Source organism: Rhodococcus sp. (in: high G+C Gram-positive bacteria) (assembly GCF_049286785.1).
GTDB lineage: Bacteria > Actinomycetota > Actinomycetes > Mycobacteriales > Mycobacteriaceae > Rhodococcus_F.
The window spans coordinates 1-14,338 of sequence record NZ_JBAQEO010000614.1; the positions used below are offsets into that span (position 1 = coordinate 1).

A 14,338-nucleotide genomic window follows, 5' to 3' on the forward strand; every position below is an offset into this window, starting at 1 on the left:
AACTCGGCGCCGGCGGCTCCGGCTATCTCGTGCTCGACAAGCCGTGGCCGGCGATGCTCCGCGGCATCTGGGGCGACATGGACCGCTACCGCGACACCTACTGGTCCCGCTACCCCGAACAGGGCTGGTACTTCGCCGGAGACGGCGCCAAGTACGACGAGGACGGCGCGCTGTGGGTCCTCGGACGGGTCGACGACGTCATGAACGTCTCCGGTCACCGCATCTCCACCTCCGAGGTGGAATCAGCGCTCGTCGGTCACCACGGTGTCGCCGAGGCCGCCGTCGTCGGCGCCGCCGACGAAACCACCGGGCCGGGCATCGTCGCATTCGAGATCCTGCGCGAGGGAATCGAGAACACCGGCGACCAGCTCGTCAACGAACTCAAGGCCGAAGTCTCGCGGGAAATCAGCCCCATCGCCAAACCCCGGCAGATCATGATCGTGCCCGAACTGCCCAAGACCCGGTCCGGCAAGATCATGCGCCGCCTGCTGAAGGATATCGCCGAAGGCCGCGACCTCGGCGACACCTCCACCCTCGTCGATCCCAAGGTCTTCGACGCGATCCGCGGTAAGTAGGCGGGACGCCTGCACGCTGTCGAGCGACTGATCCTTCGTTTCGCGTATCACCAGCCGTGAGACGAAGGTCAGCGCCGCAGCGACGAGCCCCACGATCATCCGGTGATCACAAGCGGATCTGGTGGTACGTGGGAGACCGACACCGCGGCGGCGCCCGGACTCGAGGTCTCGTCGTCCTCGATTTCCGCGACATCTTCACTCTCGATGTCCGGCGACGGCCGGTGGACCGTTAGCCTGCTTCTAGCGAGACTCGCGTAAGCGGGAATCGATGCCGGGCCTCCGCGGCCCGACGGAAAGACCTGGACGTGCACGAGCTACCTGGAGGGGTCGACAAGTGAGCATCACTCACGGCAAGGGAGACAGCCCGCGATACACGGGAGACGGGGTGCCGAACACGGTGTCCTCGATTCCCCTCACCGGTGTCGACGTGGAGACCCCCGGCGAGGCAAGCCTCGGCACGCTGGTCAAGCATGCAACTGCGCAGGTCTCGACCCTGGTACGCGCCGAAGTCGAACTCGCGAAGGCCGAGGTGACCGGCGAGGTCAAGAAGGGCCTGCAGGGCAGCCTGTTCTTCATTCTCGCGTTCACGGTCCTGCTCTTCAGTTCGTTCTTCTTCTTCTTCTTCCTCGCCGAACTTCTCGACATCTGGATCGCCCGCTGGCTGGCTTTCCTCATCGTCTTCCTGATCATGATCGTGGCGACTGCGATCTTCGGCCTGCTCGGTTATCTGCGAGTACGCAAACTCCGGGCACCGGAGAAGACGATCGATTCCCTCAAGCAGGCGAGGTCGGTGCTGCCGTCCTCACATCCGGACACGCAGGCGCAGATCACTGCGCCCGCCGGACGTCACGCGCGTTAACGCAACACACTCCGTGGCGCCACCCGATCCGTCCACTGTCCGTTTCGACGAACACTGGACGCACCGCGACATTCATGCCAACGGGATCCGTTTCCATACCGTCGAGACCGGCGCATCCGACCCGGATGCGCCGCTCGTCGTCCTCCTGCACGGATTCGCCGACTTCTGGTGGTCGTGGCGCCACCAACTGCCGGCACTGGCCGACGAAGGGTTTCGCGCCGTCGCCGTCGACCTCCGCGGTTACGGCGACTCCGACAAACCACCACGTGGCTACGACGGGTGGACCCTCGCCGGCGACATCGCCGGCCTGATCCGCGCCATGGGTTACGGCGAGGCGACGCTCGTCGGTCACGCGGACGGCGGACTCGTCTGCTGGGCCACCGCCGTTCTCCACGCGCGGCTGGTGCGGTCCATCGCCCTGATCAGTTCGCCACATCCCGTCGCATTGAAACAGGCTGTCCTGCACGACCGGCGTCAACGCAAGGCGTTACTCCCCTCCTTCCTCGCCTGCCAGTTGCCGTGGCGTCCCGAACGGCAGCTCACGCACGACGACGGGGCGGCGATGGAGCGTCTCATCATCGGACGGTCCGGCCCCACATGGCCGCAGAATCCTGAGTTCGAGCTCGTGAACTCGCGGATGCGCTCAGCGATCCAGATTCCCGGAACGGCTCACAGCACGCTGGAATACCAGCGCTGGGCGTTCCGCAGCCAGTTCCGGCCCGACGGCGCCAAGTTCATGTCGCTGATGGAACAGACCCTGCAGATCCCGGTGTTGCACCTGCACGGTGATCTCGACACGTACGTGCTGGCCGACACGGTGCGGCGCAGCCACCGGTACGCCCCCACCCAGCAACTGCAGATGATCGGCGGCGTCGGCCACTACGCCCACTGGGAGGCGCCGGAGCGTGTGAACGATGCGCTGCTCGGCCATATGAGGGCACTCGGGGCCTGACCCCGCTCAGACGATGCAGGCGCCGGTGGCCACCGCGAGGGAGGACTCGGCCCCCGCCTGCAGTTGACGCGACACCTCCGCGGCGGTGAGCACGAACCCGGTATCGCTGTTGTCCACCGCGGCGCCGAACACCACCCCGAGCACCTGTCCCCCGTCGTCGACGAGAGGACCACCGGAGTTGCCCTGCCGGATCGAGCCGCGGACGGTGTAGACCTCCCGCTCGACCGTCCCGGTCCGATAGATATCCGGTCCGGAGAGATCGAGGATCTCACGCACGCGTGCGGCGCTTGCCGTGTACGGACCACCGCCCGGGTAGCCGAGGACGAGGGCGCTTTCTCCGGTGCGCGCGGGCTCCTGCGCGAAGTCGAGAACCGGCGCGTCGAGTCCCGGCACCTCGAGGACCGCGACATCGGTCGACGGATCGAACAACACGACCTCGGCATCCAACTGGCCCTGCGCCGTGTCCACGACTATTCCGGCGGTCCCGGCCACCACGTGCGCGTTGGTCATCACCCGGTCGGGAGCAACGACGAAACCCGACCCCTCGAGTGCCCGCTGGCAGCTCGGAGCCACACCCCTGATCCGCAGCACACTCTCCTGCAGCGACGCCGCGACCGGACTTTCCAGAACACTCGCGTCCGGCGGGTCGACGGTGGTGATCGGGGTTCGCCCGAACGGACCGATGACGTCGGGTAGTCCGGAGGTGTCGAGCAGCGCCGAGAATTCGGTGGGCAGACGGCGCATCCAAGGGGGTGCGAGACCGTCGACCGTCTCGAGCACGCTCGACCCGCGCACCGCCGCCGCCAACTGCGGTTGCGAAGACGAAGTGAGCGGGATGGCCAGCAACCATGCCGCGACGAACACTGCAACGGCCTGAACTCCGGCCCCGATCACGCTGTCGGCCGAGCGTGCGGCAGGGCTGTGCATACTGCCCCGCGCGGCGCGGCCCAGGACCATTCCGGCGACCTCACCGACGATCACCAGCACCACGATCAGCGCGATGCCCGCCAGCACCCGAAGGCGTCCCTCGTCGACGTGCACCAGCACGTGGGGTGCGATGAGAATGCCCGCGACAGCACCGAGCAGCACCCCGACGAACGCCAGCACCGACGCCACCGCTCCGTGACGCCAGCCGGAGGTGGCAGCGACGAGAGCGATCAGCGCGATCGCCAGATCGATCCACTGCGAACCCGTCATCGCTCGACCGCCGGATGATCGTGACGATGCCTCGGGTGCTCGTCGAGGTGATAGTCCAGGCCCGCCAGCACGGCGTCGAGATCACGGATGTCGTCCCGATCCCACTCCTGCTCCCAACCGGACACCGTGAGCAACGCCGCGAGAATCCCCGCGGTGAAACCCCAGACGAGCATGCCGTCGACAAGGAAGGCCGGGCCCTGATATCCGGCGAGGTGGCGAACCTGGAACCGGTTGTCCGGATCGATCAGCGTGTGCACGGGAACCCGGGCGACGCGTGTCGCCTCGGCTGGATCGACAACACCGACCGCGCTGGGCGATTCCCAGTACGCGATGACGGGAGTGACGTCGAATCCGGACGGCGGAATGAAGATCTCCCCGAGGACGGCGAGTGGACGCACCCCGGACGGGTCCAGGCCCGTCTCCTCCTGCGCCTCCCGCAGAGCGGTGGCGATGGGTCCGTCGTCCTCCGGATCGCGGGCCCCACCGGGAAACGCCACCTGCCCGCTGTGCTGGCGCATGGTCGCCGCACGCTGGGTGAGGAGAATGTCGGCCTCCGCAGGGAGCCCTCCCGACATCAGCGGGTCGTCCTCGAAGGGGCCACCGAACAGCACCAGGACAGCCGCATCACGCGTGGTGGCACCGTTCGGAGCCCGTCGATCCAGAACAGGATTGATGCGATGGGGATCGGCCGGAGTCCGCTGCACCACACGCCGCAACCAGGCCGGAACGGCGGCATCAGTGGAGATCATCATGCCGCTACCCCCAGATTGTCCTGTACGGCAGCTGCGATTTCGTCGACGCTCCGGAACGGTTGCGGGACAATTTTCGCCACGGTCCCATCTGCTCGCACCAGCACCGACACAGGGAGCACAGCGGGCGCTTCGACCGCGGCCCGAACGCGCCCGTCGCCGTCCTGCACACCGGGCAGCGTCACGGCGTAGTCGATCAGCCTGGACAACGCGCGGGACTCATCGGGATCGGTGTGCACCGTGAGCACGGTAACCGCGTCACCCGCACGATCGGAAAACTGCTGCATGTACGGCAACTCCTCGGCACACGGCTCGCACCAGTAGGCCCACAGATTCACCAGTGCCGGGGTGCCGGCGAGAGCCGACGCAAGATCGACGGGGCTGCCGTCCCCCACACATTCCAGGACGATCCCGGACAGCACGGAATTCTGGGTAGACGCCCCGGACGGAGTGGGACACGACGTGAGACCGGCCGCCGACCGCAGCTCGGACAGCGCCTCGGGATCCGCTGTCACCGAGGCCGTCGTCCGCGCGCCGGACCCGAACCTGTCCTCGTACGACGGCGCCTCGCCGTCGTTCCGCGGCCAGATCGCGACGACGAGAGCCACGACGACGACGAGGGTGGCAAGACTCCACCGCGCTGCACTAGACACTCGAATCGACCCTCACCTGCCGGCCAGCCGGAGCAGATGCTCCGTCTCCGGACCGCGAACCAACTTGGCGGCGGCTTCGGGATCGACCGGACCGAGCCCGTACGACGGGCAGTCCTGGGCCAGCACGCAGACCCCGCACGCCGGTTTACGGGAGTGACACACCCGGCGTCCATGAAAGATCACCCGATGGGACAGCAGGGTCCACTCCTTGCGTTCGATGAGCTCACCGACCGCGTGCTCAATCTTGACCGGATCCTCTTCCTCGGTCCATTTCCAGCGCCGGACGAGTCTCGCGAAGTGGGTGTCCACAGTGATGCCGGGAATGTCGAAGGCGTTGCCGAGGATCACGTTGGCCGTCTTGCGGCCGATACCGGGCAGCGTCACGAGCTCGGCGAGGGTGCGCGGAACCTCCCCGTCGAAACGTTCGAGGAGCGCCTGACCCAGCCCGATCAGCGCGGACGCCTTGTTCCGATAGAAGCCCGTGGACCGGATGTACTCCTCGAGTTCGGTACGTTCTGCCTCCGCATACGCCTTGGCGTCGGGATAGCGCAAGAACAAAGCGGGCGTCACCGTGTTGACCCGCACATCGGTGGTCTGCGCAGAGAGAATGGTCGCGACCGTGAGTTCGAGCGGCGTGGTGAAGTCGAGTTCGCAGTAGACATGGGGAAACGCCTCCGCCAGCCGGCGGTTCATTCGCCTCGCGCGCCTTACGAGACCGAGCCGGGTTTCTTCTTGTTTCCGGGGGCGCGGCCGTGTGCGTCCGCGCACTTCGAAGCCGTCGGTGGGAGTCGCATGCACGAGGTCAACTCTACGGATACCGGCGCGATCCGAATCGTCGCTGTGTCGCTTCTGAGACCTTCGCAGTGTTTACTTCCCGGTATGCAAGGTCTCGCTGTGGTCCTCTTCCCAGTGCTGCTGATGCTGTTTGCGTTGGCCATGGAACGCGTGGAGTTTCGGCTCCGCAGGCTCAACGTGCGCCCGCAGGAGGTCGAAGAGTTCCTGGACCAGGCAAGTTCCGAAGAGGTGGCCACGCTGGCCAAAGAGGGATTCCCGCATGCTCTGGCCCGCTTCCACCGCCGGCGCAGGGGCACGTCCCGCTTCGACTCCGAGGACGCCGACGTCAGGATCATAGGTTCGCGGCGTGCGAGCTGACGACCGCCGGGGATCTGTCCGCGTCCCGGAAATCGTGTTTCCCGGTTAACTTTTGCGACTTACGTGGTATCGGTCACTCGGATCGATCGCTCTCAACGTAGACTTCAGAGCCGTAACTGTTGTACTAGACAGCCGCAGGTCACTGGCGGCGCGTCGACATGCAGCAAATCGAGCACTGTATGACTACAGAAACACAAATATTCCCCAAGGAGCGCAAGTGGACGACGTCCTGGCAAGAGCCGGCATCTTCCAAGGAGTCGAGCCCTCAGCGGTAGCGGCGCTGACCAAGCAGCTGCAGCCTGTCGACTTCCCCCGCGGACATGTCATCTTCAACGAAGGTGAACCGGGTGACCGCCTGTACATCATCGTGTCGGGCAAAGTGAAGATAGGCCGACGCTCGCCGGACGGCCGCGAAAACCTGCTCACGATCATGGGCCCGTCCGACATGTTCGGTGAACTGTCCATCTTCGACCCCGGCCCGCGTACGTCCACGGCCACGACGGTCACGGAGGTCCGCGCGGTCAGCATGGACCGCGACGCCCTCAAGCAGTGGATCGATCACCGCCCCGAGATCGCCGAACAGCTCCTGCGGGTGCTCGCACGCCGACTGCGTCGCACCAACAACAACCTCGCCGACCTCATCTTCACCGACGTTCCCGGTCGTGTCGCGAAGGCGCTGCTGCAGCTTGCTCAGCGGTTCGGCACCCAGGAGGCAGGCTCACTACGCGTCACCCATGACCTCACGCAGGAAGAGATCGCCCAGCTCGTCGGCGCATCCCGCGAGACCGTCAACAAGGCCCTCGCCGACTTCGCGCACCGCGGTTGGCTGCGCCTCGAAGGCAAGAGCGTGCTGATCTCCGATTCCGAGCGTCTGGCACGACGCGCCCGGTAGTTCCTCCTCGACCGTCCGCCGCTTGGCGCCGTCCAATGTCACATACGTCTATTCAGACGGAACCTCTGTGACATTGGGCGGCGCGCGGGAGTGGGCGGCGCGCGGGAGTGGACGGCGCGGGGAGAGTGAGGCCTGCGCCTAGTCGAGACCGCGCAGGTATGCGAGCTGGACGGTGACGGATTTTTCCGCCACCGGCCACAGCTTCGGGTCGACGTCGGAGTAGACGTGTTCGACCACTTCCCGGACGGTCGGTTCGCCGCCCAGCGACTCGAGGGCCGCCCGGACCTGTTCGAGTCGCTCCTCCCGGTGATCGAGGTACTGCTGGGCGATGGTGTAAAGATCGGGAAGTTCGGGTCCGTGGCCCGGCATGACCCTGCGGCCCTCCCCTAAGGCCGCCAGGCGGCGCAACGACGTCAGATAGTCCCCGAGGTGACCGTCGGTGTCGTCGAGGACGGCTGTTCCGCGGCCGAGGATCGTGTCTCCGGTGAGCACGGTCCCTTCTCCTTCGACGACGAAGGACACCGAATCCTTCGTGTGCCCCGGTGTCGCGACCACGGTCAGGGTCAGGCCTGCGACATCGATGGTCTCGCTGTCGGCCAGTGCCGCACCGCCGCCGCGGAGAAACCGGGGGTCGACGGAACGGACCGGGGCACCTGTGAGGTCGAAGAACGGTTCCACCCCGCCGGTGTGGTCGAAGTGCCGGTGGGTGATCAGGGTGAGCGCGACCGGCCCGAGTTCGGCGACACGCCCCAGGTGCTCCTCATCGTGCTCTCCCGGATCCACCACCACACATTCCTCGCGGCCCGGCGCACGAAGAACCCAGGTGTTGGTGCCGTCGAGGGTCATCATGCCTGGGTTGTTCTGCAGCAGCACCGACACGGTCGGGGTGACCGGCCGGAGCTGTGCGTAGGCGGGGTGGTTCAGCGTCATCGCATTACGCTCCCGCTCGTATTTCCACTATCAGTTCCACCTCGACCGGTGCGCCGAGGGGCAGTTCTGCGACACCGACGGCGGAGCGGGCGTGTGCGCCTGCCTCACCGAACACCTCACCCAGGAATTCGGAGGCACCGTTGATCACACCGGGTTGTCCGGTGAATCCTTCCGCCGACGCCACGAACCCGACGACCTTGACGATCCGCACCACCGAGTCGATGCCGACGAGAGCGTCGACGGCGGCGAGCGCATTGAGAGCGCACGTTCGGGCCGCCGCCTTGGCGTCCTCGTCCGACACACCGCCGCCGACCTTGCCGGTGACCGAGAGTGCGCCGTCGACAATCGGCAGCTGCCCGGAGGTGTAGACGTGACTACCGGTACGCACCGCCGGTACGTAGGCGGCCACAGGCGGGACGACCGGCGGCAACTCGAGGCCCAGTTCGGCGAGGCGGGCCGTCCACTTCTGCGTCTCTGCCACCGTCTCAGCCCTTCGGACGCTTGAGGTATGCCACGTGCTGCTCACCGGTGGGACCGGGAAGAACCGCCACGAGTTCCCAGCCGTCGGTGCCCCACTGATCGAGGATCTGCTTGGTCGCATGGGTGAGCAGCGGAACTGTCGCGTACTCCCAGGAAGTCAATTCACTCATGCCGGTGAGCCTATCCTCCGCACATCCCGGCCCCCGGACTTATAGGCTCGACCCCGTGGTTGCATCCTCAGACCAGCTCGTCCCGACGTGGCCGAAGAAGGCCGCGCGGGCAAGGCTGCACTTCGTGTCCGGAAAGGGCGGCACCGGTAAGTCCACGGTGGCCGCCGCGTTGGCGCTCGCCCTGGCAGAGGGTGGACGCCGGGTGTTACTGGTGGAAGTCGAGGGACGGCAGGGCATTGCCCAGCTGTTCGACGTGCCGCCCCTGCCGCCGCAGGAGACGAAAGTGGCGGCCGCCGAGGGCGGCGGTGCGGTGATGGCTCTGGCCCTCGACATCGAGACCGCATTCCTCGAGTACCTCGACATGTTCTACAACCTCGGTTTCGCGGGTCGGGCAATGCGCAAGTTCGGCGCCATCGAGTTCGCGACCACCATCGCACCGGGTCTTCGCGACGTCATACTGACCGGCAAGATCAAGGAATGCGTGGTGCGGACCGACAACTCCGGTAAGCGGGTGTACGACGCCGTCGTCGTCGATTCACCGCCGACCGGACGCATCAGCAGCTTTCTCGACGTGACGAAGGCGATGGCAGATCTCGCCAAGGGCGGCCCGATACGTTCGCAGAGTGAGGGCGTTGTGCGCCTGCTTCATTCCGACGACACCGTCGTCCACCTGGTGACTCTCCTCGAGGCCCTCCCCGTCCAGGAGACGACCGACGCGGCCGAGGAACTCGCCGCCGCCGACCTGCGGCTCGGGACGATCGTCGTCAATCGCACCAGCCCGCAGTTCCTGCCGGACGAAGTCCTGGCCGATGCCGCCAAGGGGCGCATCGACGCCGAATCGATCCGGGCCGGGCTACAAAAGGGTGGGGTCACGCTGGACGACGACAATTTCGCCGGACTGCTCACCGAGGCGATCGAACACGCGTCGGTCCTCGAGTCCGAAGCCGAGAGCGCCGGGCAACTCACCGAACTGGACGGGGCTCGACTCCATCTGCCGTCGCTGGCCGACGGTGTGGATCTGGGCGGACTGTACGAACTCGCGGAATATCTCACGGAACAGGGTGTCCGATGACTCATGCTGCCGAACACGAGCATCGCCATGTCGCGGCTGCCCTCGACGTCGCGGGCATTCTCGAAGATCGGGCCACCCGGATCGTCGTGGTCTGCGGGGCCGGCGGGGTCGGTAAGACGACGACAGCCGCGGCTCTGGCTCTCCGTGCGGCGGAACAGGGCCGGAAGGTGGTCGTGCTGACCATCGATCCGGCGCGACGGCTGGCGCAGGCGCTGGGGGTGCAGGAGCTGGACAACTCGCCGCAACCGGTGCAGCTCGGACCGGGCGCCACCGGCGAACTTCACGCCATGATGCTCAACATGCGCCGGACGTTCGACGAGATGGTGATCGAGCACTCGACACCCGAGAAGGCCGAACAGATTTTGACGAACCCCTTCTATCAGACCGTGGCCTCCTCCTTTTCGGGGACGCAGGAGTACATGGCGATGGAGAAGCTGGGGCAGCTCGCGGCCGGCGACGAATGGGATCTGGTGGTGGTGGACACTCCGCCGTCGCGCAACGCCCTCGACTTCCTGGACGCACCTCAGCGTCTCGGCACTTTTCTCGACGGCCGCATGATCCGGCTCTTCACGGCGCCCGGGCGGGGACTCACCCGCCTCGTGACCGGCGCCATGGGCCTTGCGCTGCGGGGGGTGTCCACGATCGTGGGCAGCCAGATGCTTTCGGACGCCTCGAGTTTCGTCCAGTCTCTGGACTCGATGTTCGGAGGGTTCCGCGAGCGAGCCACACGCACCTACGAATTGTTGCAGCACCCCGGCACGAATTTCCTCGTGATCGCCGCGGCCGAACCCGACGCCCTGCGGGAAGCATCGTTCTTCGTGGACCGGCTCTCGACCGATCAGATGCCCCTCGCGGGCCTGGTCCTCAACCGGACCCACCCCACGCTCTGTTCCCTGCCGGCGGACCATGCGGCCACCGCAGCAGACCTGATCGAGGACGAGGAGCCTCTGACCGCCGCCGTCCTGCGGATCCACGCGCACCGCGCGGTGACCGCCAAACGGGAGGTTCAGCTGCTCAGCCGGTTCACGGCCGCCCATCCGCACGTCCCGATCGTGGGTGTTCCCTCGCTGCCGTTCGAGGTGTCGGACCTCGAGGCGTTGAGAGCGGTGGGTGACCAGCTCACCCGGAAGATCTGATCAGATCTCTGCCGGAGAACCGGCCACCCACTGTTGGGCCACCTGTTCGCGAAGCACGGGCCGTGGTCAGACCGCCGACTGGTGCTGCCGCTGCGCTTCGAAGAAGTCGGACCACGATTCCACTTCGGGATGCTGCTTGAGCAATGCCCGACGTTGGCGTTCTGTCATGCCGCCCCAGACGCCGAACTCGACACGATTGTCGAGTGCGTCGGCTCCACACTGCATGAGTACCGGACAATGCCGGCAGATGGTGGCGGCCTTGCGTTGGGCTGCGCCTCGGACAAAGAGTTGGTCGGGATCTACCTCCCGACAACGAGCCTGGGTGACCCAGGCGATCCGGGCTTCTGCTTGCTCGATGTCCAGACGGCTGGTTGGGGTGGTCATGTACATTCGTTTCCCCTCTTCGTGTCAGCGCAAACCAGCACCTAGCACGTGACGGTTGCACCACATTCGTAACGGAGTGTTACCTCCATCACACCGTTCCAATAATTTAGGTAAAGAAACCGCAGTGCGCAAGCCGGAAAGCGGCATTTTTTGGTACGACCGTCCATACCCCGTGCTCAGAGCATTTCCGTGCCCGAGAACGCGTCGAACCTGCGAGGTCTCCGGGGCCACGTACTCTGTAGATCGTGTCGATTGCAAAAACAGTGGGGAAGCTCGCCGGATGCTCCGCCCTGGCAGGTGTTCTGCTCGCAGGTGTGATGTTTCCGCTCGCCGGCGGGTTCGGTTACGCCTCCAACCGCGCCGCGGACACCGTCGACAACGTCTCCGCGGAACTTGTCGAAGGAACGGTCCCGGCTGTATCGACAATGGTCGATGCAGCGGGTAACCCCATCGCCTGGTTGTACGAGCAACGGCGATTCGAAGTGCCCAGCGAGAAGATTTCGAACGAGATGAAGCTCGCGATCGTCTCCGTCGAGGATCGGCGCTTCGCCGAACACAAGGGCGTCGACTGGCAGGGAACCATCCGCGCCTTCCTGACCAACACCACGAGCGGCGAAGTCCAGCAGGGTGCATCAACTCTCGATCAGCAGTATGTGAAGAACTACCAGCTGCTCGTCGTGGCCAAGACCGACGCGGAACGCCGCGCGGCCATCGAGACCACCCCGGCTCGCAAGATCCGGGAGATCCGGATGGCGCTCACGCTGGACAAGGAACTCACCAAGGACGAGATCCTCACCCGCTACCTCAATCTGGTGCCGTTCGGCAATGCCTCGTTCGGCATCCAGGACGCCGCGCAAACCTACTTCGGCATCGACGCCGCCGACCTGAACGCACAGCAGGCGGCGATGCTCGCGGGCATGGTGCAGTCCAGCTCGGCGCTCAATCCGTACACCAATCCGGAGGGTGTTCTCGCGCGCCGCAACGTCGTGCTGGACACCATGATCGCGAACATCCCCGAACGCGCGAACGAGCTGCGTCAGCTCAAGGAGGCGCCGCTCGGCGTTCTTCCCGAACCCAACCGGTTGCCGCGCGGGTGCATCGCAGCGGGTGACCGTGGATTCTTCTGCGACTACGCACTGCAGTACCTGGCGAACAGCGGCATCAGCCGCGAGCAGATCGACAAGGGCGGCTATCTGATCAAGACGACCCTCGATCCGGAGGTCCAGGCGTCGACCAAGGCGGCACTCGTTGCCAACGCCAGCCCCACCATCAACGGTGTCGCCAACGTGATGAACGTGGTGCAACCCGGCCAGGACCAGCACCGCATCCTCGCGATGGGCAGCAGCCGTACCTACGGACTCAATTCGGATGCCGACGAAACCGTACAGGCACAGCCGTATTCGCTCGCCGGCCACGGAGCGGGATCCATCTTCAAGATCTTCACGACGGCGGCTGCGATGGAGAAGGGGCTGGGCACCAACGCGGTTCTCGACGTTCCCACCCGGTTCGAGGCCAGAGGTATGGGCAGCGGTGGGGCAAAAGGTTGCCCCGCCTCCACCTACTGCGTGGAGAACGCGGGACGTTACCCGGCATCCATGTCGGTGACGGACGCACTCGCACAGTCCCCGAACACCGCGTTCGTCAAGCTGATCCAAGCCACCGGAGTCGCCCCCACCGTCGACATGGCGGTGCGCCTCGGACTGCGTTCCTACGCACAGCCGGGCACCTCCGGATTCGACGACCGCAGCATGGCCGATTTCCAGAAGGACCAGAACCTCGGCTCCTTCACCCTCGGGCCGACGTGGATCAATCCTCTGGAACTGTCGAACGTCGCGGCGACCCTCGCCTCGCACGGCAGGTGGTGCCCGCCCACCCCGGTCGATTCGGTCTTCGACCGTGAGGGCAAACCCGTCTCCATCACCCAGCAAGCGTGTGAGCAGGTGGTCGAACCCGGCCTCGCGGACACCCTCGCCAACGCCCTGAGCAAGGACGACAAGCCCGGCGGCACGTCCGCGGCTGCGGCAGGCACCGCCGGCTGGACGCTCCCGATGTCGGGCAAGACCGGTACCACCGAGTCCCACATGTCGTCCGGTTTCGTCGGCTTCACCAACAATCTGGCCGCAGCGGTCTACGTATTCGGCGACTCCCCGACCCCGGGTGAGATCTGCTCGAGCCCACTGCGCCCGTGTGGGGACGGAAACCTCTTCGGCGGTAACGAACCCGCCCGCACCTGGTATGCCGCGATGAAACCGATCGGCGAGAAATTCGGGCCCACGAGTCTGCCGCCCATCGATCAGAAATATGCGCGGGGTTCCCAGAACGGTCAGGTGCCCGACGTGGTCGGGTTGAGCCAGTCGGCTGCGACATCACGTCTGCAGGCCGCCGGGTTCACCGTCAACGCCGTTACCACCCAAGCCCAGGCGGCCAAGGGGACCGTCACCAGCGTCTCCCCGTCCGGGTCCGCGATCCCGGGCTCGACCATCACGATCTACATCAGCGACGGATCGGTTCGGGCAGCGCCCCAGCAATCACCTGGACAGGGCATTCCCATTCCACCCATCCAGCTACCAGGCCTACCGCCGATTCAATTGCCACCGCTACCTCGCTGAGCCACGGGGGAAGTGCGTGGACACGCACTTCCCCCGCTGGTCACAGTCGGGACTTGACGGCGGCGGACAGCCGCGAGCCGTCTGCCTTCCCGCCCGCCAGCGCGGTCGCCGCCTTCATGACCTGACCCATCTGACGCATCCCGGGCCGTTCGCCGATTCCCTCGGCCACCTGCGCGATCGCCGTGTCCACGACATCGACGAGCTCTGCGTCGGTGAGCGGTGTCGGGAGGTACTCGTCGATGATCTGCGCCTCTGCGCGTTCCTGCGCCGCGAGCTCGCCCCGGCCGTTCTCGGTGTAGATCTCGGCGGACTCGCCACGCTTCTTCGACTCCTTGGCGAGAACCTTCAGCACCTCGTCGTCGGTGAGGTCGCGCGCCTGCTTACCGGAAACTTCCTCGGTCTGCACCGCCGCGATGAGCAGGCGGAGAGTGGCGGTGCGGAGTGAATCCTTGGCCTTCATTGCGGCCGTCATGTCGGAACGAAGTCGTGCTTTCAGTGAATCTGGCATGAGCGAAACGCTACGCGCAC

At 65.9% G+C, this 14,338-nt stretch carries 17 protein-coding genes; 8 read left to right on the forward strand and 9 right to left on the reverse strand.

Annotated elements, in window-relative coordinates; all coding sequences use genetic code 11:
• From WAW17_RS22365 to WAW17_RS22375, 3 genes are all read left to right on the forward strand, one after another.
• Positions 1-575, forward strand: a 575-nt coding sequence (locus WAW17_RS22365; RefSeq protein WP_422335102.1) for an AMP-binding enzyme, incomplete at its 5' end; no start/stop codon positions are given.
• Positions 576-909: 334 nt separating this feature from the next.
• Positions 910-1,434, forward strand: a complete 525-nt coding sequence (locus WAW17_RS22370) for a phage holin family protein (RefSeq protein ID WP_422335103.1) — start codon at positions 910-912, stop codon at positions 1,432-1,434.
• A 13-nt stretch (positions 1,435-1,447) separates the two neighbouring features.
• The gene (locus tag WAW17_RS22375; protein WP_422335104.1) at positions 1,448-2,386 is read left to right on the forward strand and encodes an alpha/beta fold hydrolase; all 939 of its coding nucleotides are present in this window, start codon (positions 1,448-1,450) and stop codon (positions 2,384-2,386) included.
• A gap of 6 nt (positions 2,387-2,392) precedes the next feature.
• Here WAW17_RS22375 and marP read toward each other — a convergent pair whose 3' ends face one another.
• Genes marP through nth form a run of 4 tightly spaced genes read right to left on the reverse strand, consistent with a single transcriptional unit; the run spans position 2,393 to position 5,783 of the window.
• Positions 2,393-3,583 (reverse strand): acid resistance serine protease MarP, encoded by a 1,191-nt coding sequence (gene marP / locus WAW17_RS22380; RefSeq protein WP_422335105.1) that lies wholly within the window; start codon positions 3,581-3,583, stop codon positions 2,393-2,395.
• Entirely contained in the window at positions 3,580-4,332 is a 753-nt protein-coding gene (locus WAW17_RS22385) for an NUDIX hydrolase (RefSeq protein ID WP_422335122.1), read from the reverse strand. Before WAW17_RS22385 ends, marP begins: the two co-directional genes overlap by 4 nt.
• Positions 4,332-4,985: a TlpA family protein disulfide reductase gene (locus WAW17_RS22390; RefSeq protein ID WP_422335106.1), complete on the reverse strand. Its 654-nt coding sequence runs from the start codon at positions 4,983-4,985 to the stop codon at positions 4,332-4,334. Before WAW17_RS22390 ends, WAW17_RS22385 begins: the two co-directional genes overlap by 1 nt.
• A gap of 12 nt (positions 4,986-4,997) precedes the next feature.
• Positions 4,998-5,783: an endonuclease III gene (nth, locus tag WAW17_RS22395; RefSeq protein WP_422335107.1), complete on the reverse strand. Its 786-nt coding sequence runs from the start codon at positions 5,781-5,783 to the stop codon at positions 4,998-5,000.
• Positions 5,784-5,864: 81 nt separating this feature from the next.
• Here nth and WAW17_RS22400 point away from each other — a divergent pair, with 81 nt between their 5' ends.
• A complete protein-coding gene (locus tag WAW17_RS22400) occupies positions 5,865-6,137 on the forward strand; it encodes a hypothetical protein (RefSeq protein ID WP_422335108.1) in 273 nt (90 codons plus the stop codon).
• Between the two features lie 217 nt (positions 6,138-6,354).
• A complete protein-coding gene (locus WAW17_RS22405; protein ID WP_422335109.1) occupies positions 6,355-7,029 on the forward strand; it encodes a Crp/Fnr family transcriptional regulator in 675 nt (224 codons plus the stop codon).
• A gap of 138 nt (positions 7,030-7,167) precedes the next feature.
• Here the strand turns inward: WAW17_RS22405 and WAW17_RS22410 are convergent, their stop codons facing one another.
• The 3 genes from WAW17_RS22410 to WAW17_RS22420 are packed head-to-tail and all read right to left on the reverse strand — an operon-like array spanning position 7,168 to position 8,609.
• Positions 7,168-7,959: an MBL fold metallo-hydrolase gene (locus WAW17_RS22410; RefSeq protein WP_422335110.1), complete on the reverse strand. Its 792-nt coding sequence runs from the start codon at positions 7,957-7,959 to the stop codon at positions 7,168-7,170.
• A gap of 4 nt (positions 7,960-7,963) precedes the next feature.
• Entirely contained in the window at positions 7,964-8,440 is a 477-nt protein-coding gene (locus WAW17_RS22415) for a RidA family protein (RefSeq protein WP_422335111.1), read from the reverse strand.
• Between the two features lie 4 nt (positions 8,441-8,444).
• A complete protein-coding gene (locus WAW17_RS22420; protein WP_422335112.1) occupies positions 8,445-8,609 on the reverse strand; it encodes a hypothetical protein in 165 nt (54 codons plus the stop codon).
• Positions 8,610-8,664: 55 nt separating this feature from the next.
• On the opposite strand from WAW17_RS22420, the gene WAW17_RS22425 reads away from it, so the two are divergent.
• Entirely contained in the window at positions 8,665-9,681 is a 1,017-nt protein-coding gene (locus WAW17_RS22425; protein WP_422335113.1) for an ArsA-related P-loop ATPase, read from the forward strand.
• Positions 9,678-10,817: an ArsA family ATPase gene (locus tag WAW17_RS22430; protein ID WP_422335114.1), complete on the forward strand. Its 1,140-nt coding sequence runs from the start codon at positions 9,678-9,680 to the stop codon at positions 10,815-10,817. Before WAW17_RS22425 ends, WAW17_RS22430 begins: the two co-directional genes overlap by 4 nt.
• 66 nt (positions 10,818-10,883) lie before the next feature.
• Here the strand turns inward: WAW17_RS22430 and WAW17_RS22435 are convergent, their stop codons facing one another.
• The gene (locus tag WAW17_RS22435; protein ID WP_422335115.1) at positions 10,884-11,207 is read right to left on the reverse strand and encodes a WhiB family transcriptional regulator; all 324 of its coding nucleotides are present in this window, start codon (positions 11,205-11,207) and stop codon (positions 10,884-10,886) included.
• 257 nt (positions 11,208-11,464) lie between these two features.
• On the opposite strand from WAW17_RS22435, the gene WAW17_RS22440 reads away from it, so the two are divergent.
• The gene (locus WAW17_RS22440; protein WP_422335123.1) at positions 11,465-13,810 is read left to right on the forward strand and encodes a penicillin-binding protein; all 2,346 of its coding nucleotides are present in this window, start codon (positions 11,465-11,467) and stop codon (positions 13,808-13,810) included.
• Between the two features lie 40 nt (positions 13,811-13,850).
• On the opposite strand, the gene WAW17_RS22445 is transcribed toward WAW17_RS22440, so the two are convergent.
• Complete coding sequence (locus WAW17_RS22445; RefSeq protein ID WP_422335116.1) at positions 13,851-14,318, reverse strand: GatB/YqeY domain-containing protein; 468 nt, start codon at positions 14,316-14,318, stop codon at positions 13,851-13,853.
• Between the last annotated feature and the right edge of the window lie 20 nt (positions 14,319-14,338).

Coding starts and splice junctions, on each gene's coding strand:
- WAW17_RS22420 (WP_422335112.1), bottom strand. CDS start 8,609: ATGAGTGAATTGACTTCCTGGGAGTACGCGACAGTTCCGCTGCTCACC.
- WAW17_RS22435 (WP_422335115.1), bottom strand. CDS start 11,207: ATGTACATGACCACCCCAACCAGCCGTCTGGACATCGAGCAAGCAGAA.
- WAW17_RS22430 (WP_422335114.1), top strand. CDS start 9,678: ATGACTCATGCTGCCGAACACGAGCATCGCCATGTCGCGGCTGCCCTC.
- WAW17_RS22410 (WP_422335110.1), bottom strand. CDS start 7,959: ATGACGCTGAACCACCCCGCCTACGCACAGCTCCGGCCGGTCACCCCG.
- WAW17_RS22445 (WP_422335116.1), bottom strand. CDS start 14,318: ATGCCAGATTCACTGAAAGCACGACTTCGTTCCGACATGACGGCCGCA.
- marP (WP_422335105.1), bottom strand. CDS start 3,583: ATGACGGGTTCGCAGTGGATCGATCTGGCGATCGCGCTGATCGCTCTC.
- WAW17_RS22385 (WP_422335122.1), bottom strand. CDS start 4,332: ATGATCTCCACTGATGCCGCCGTTCCGGCCTGGTTGCGGCGTGTGGTG.
- WAW17_RS22400 (WP_422335108.1), top strand. CDS start 5,865: ATGCAAGGTCTCGCTGTGGTCCTCTTCCCAGTGCTGCTGATGCTGTTT.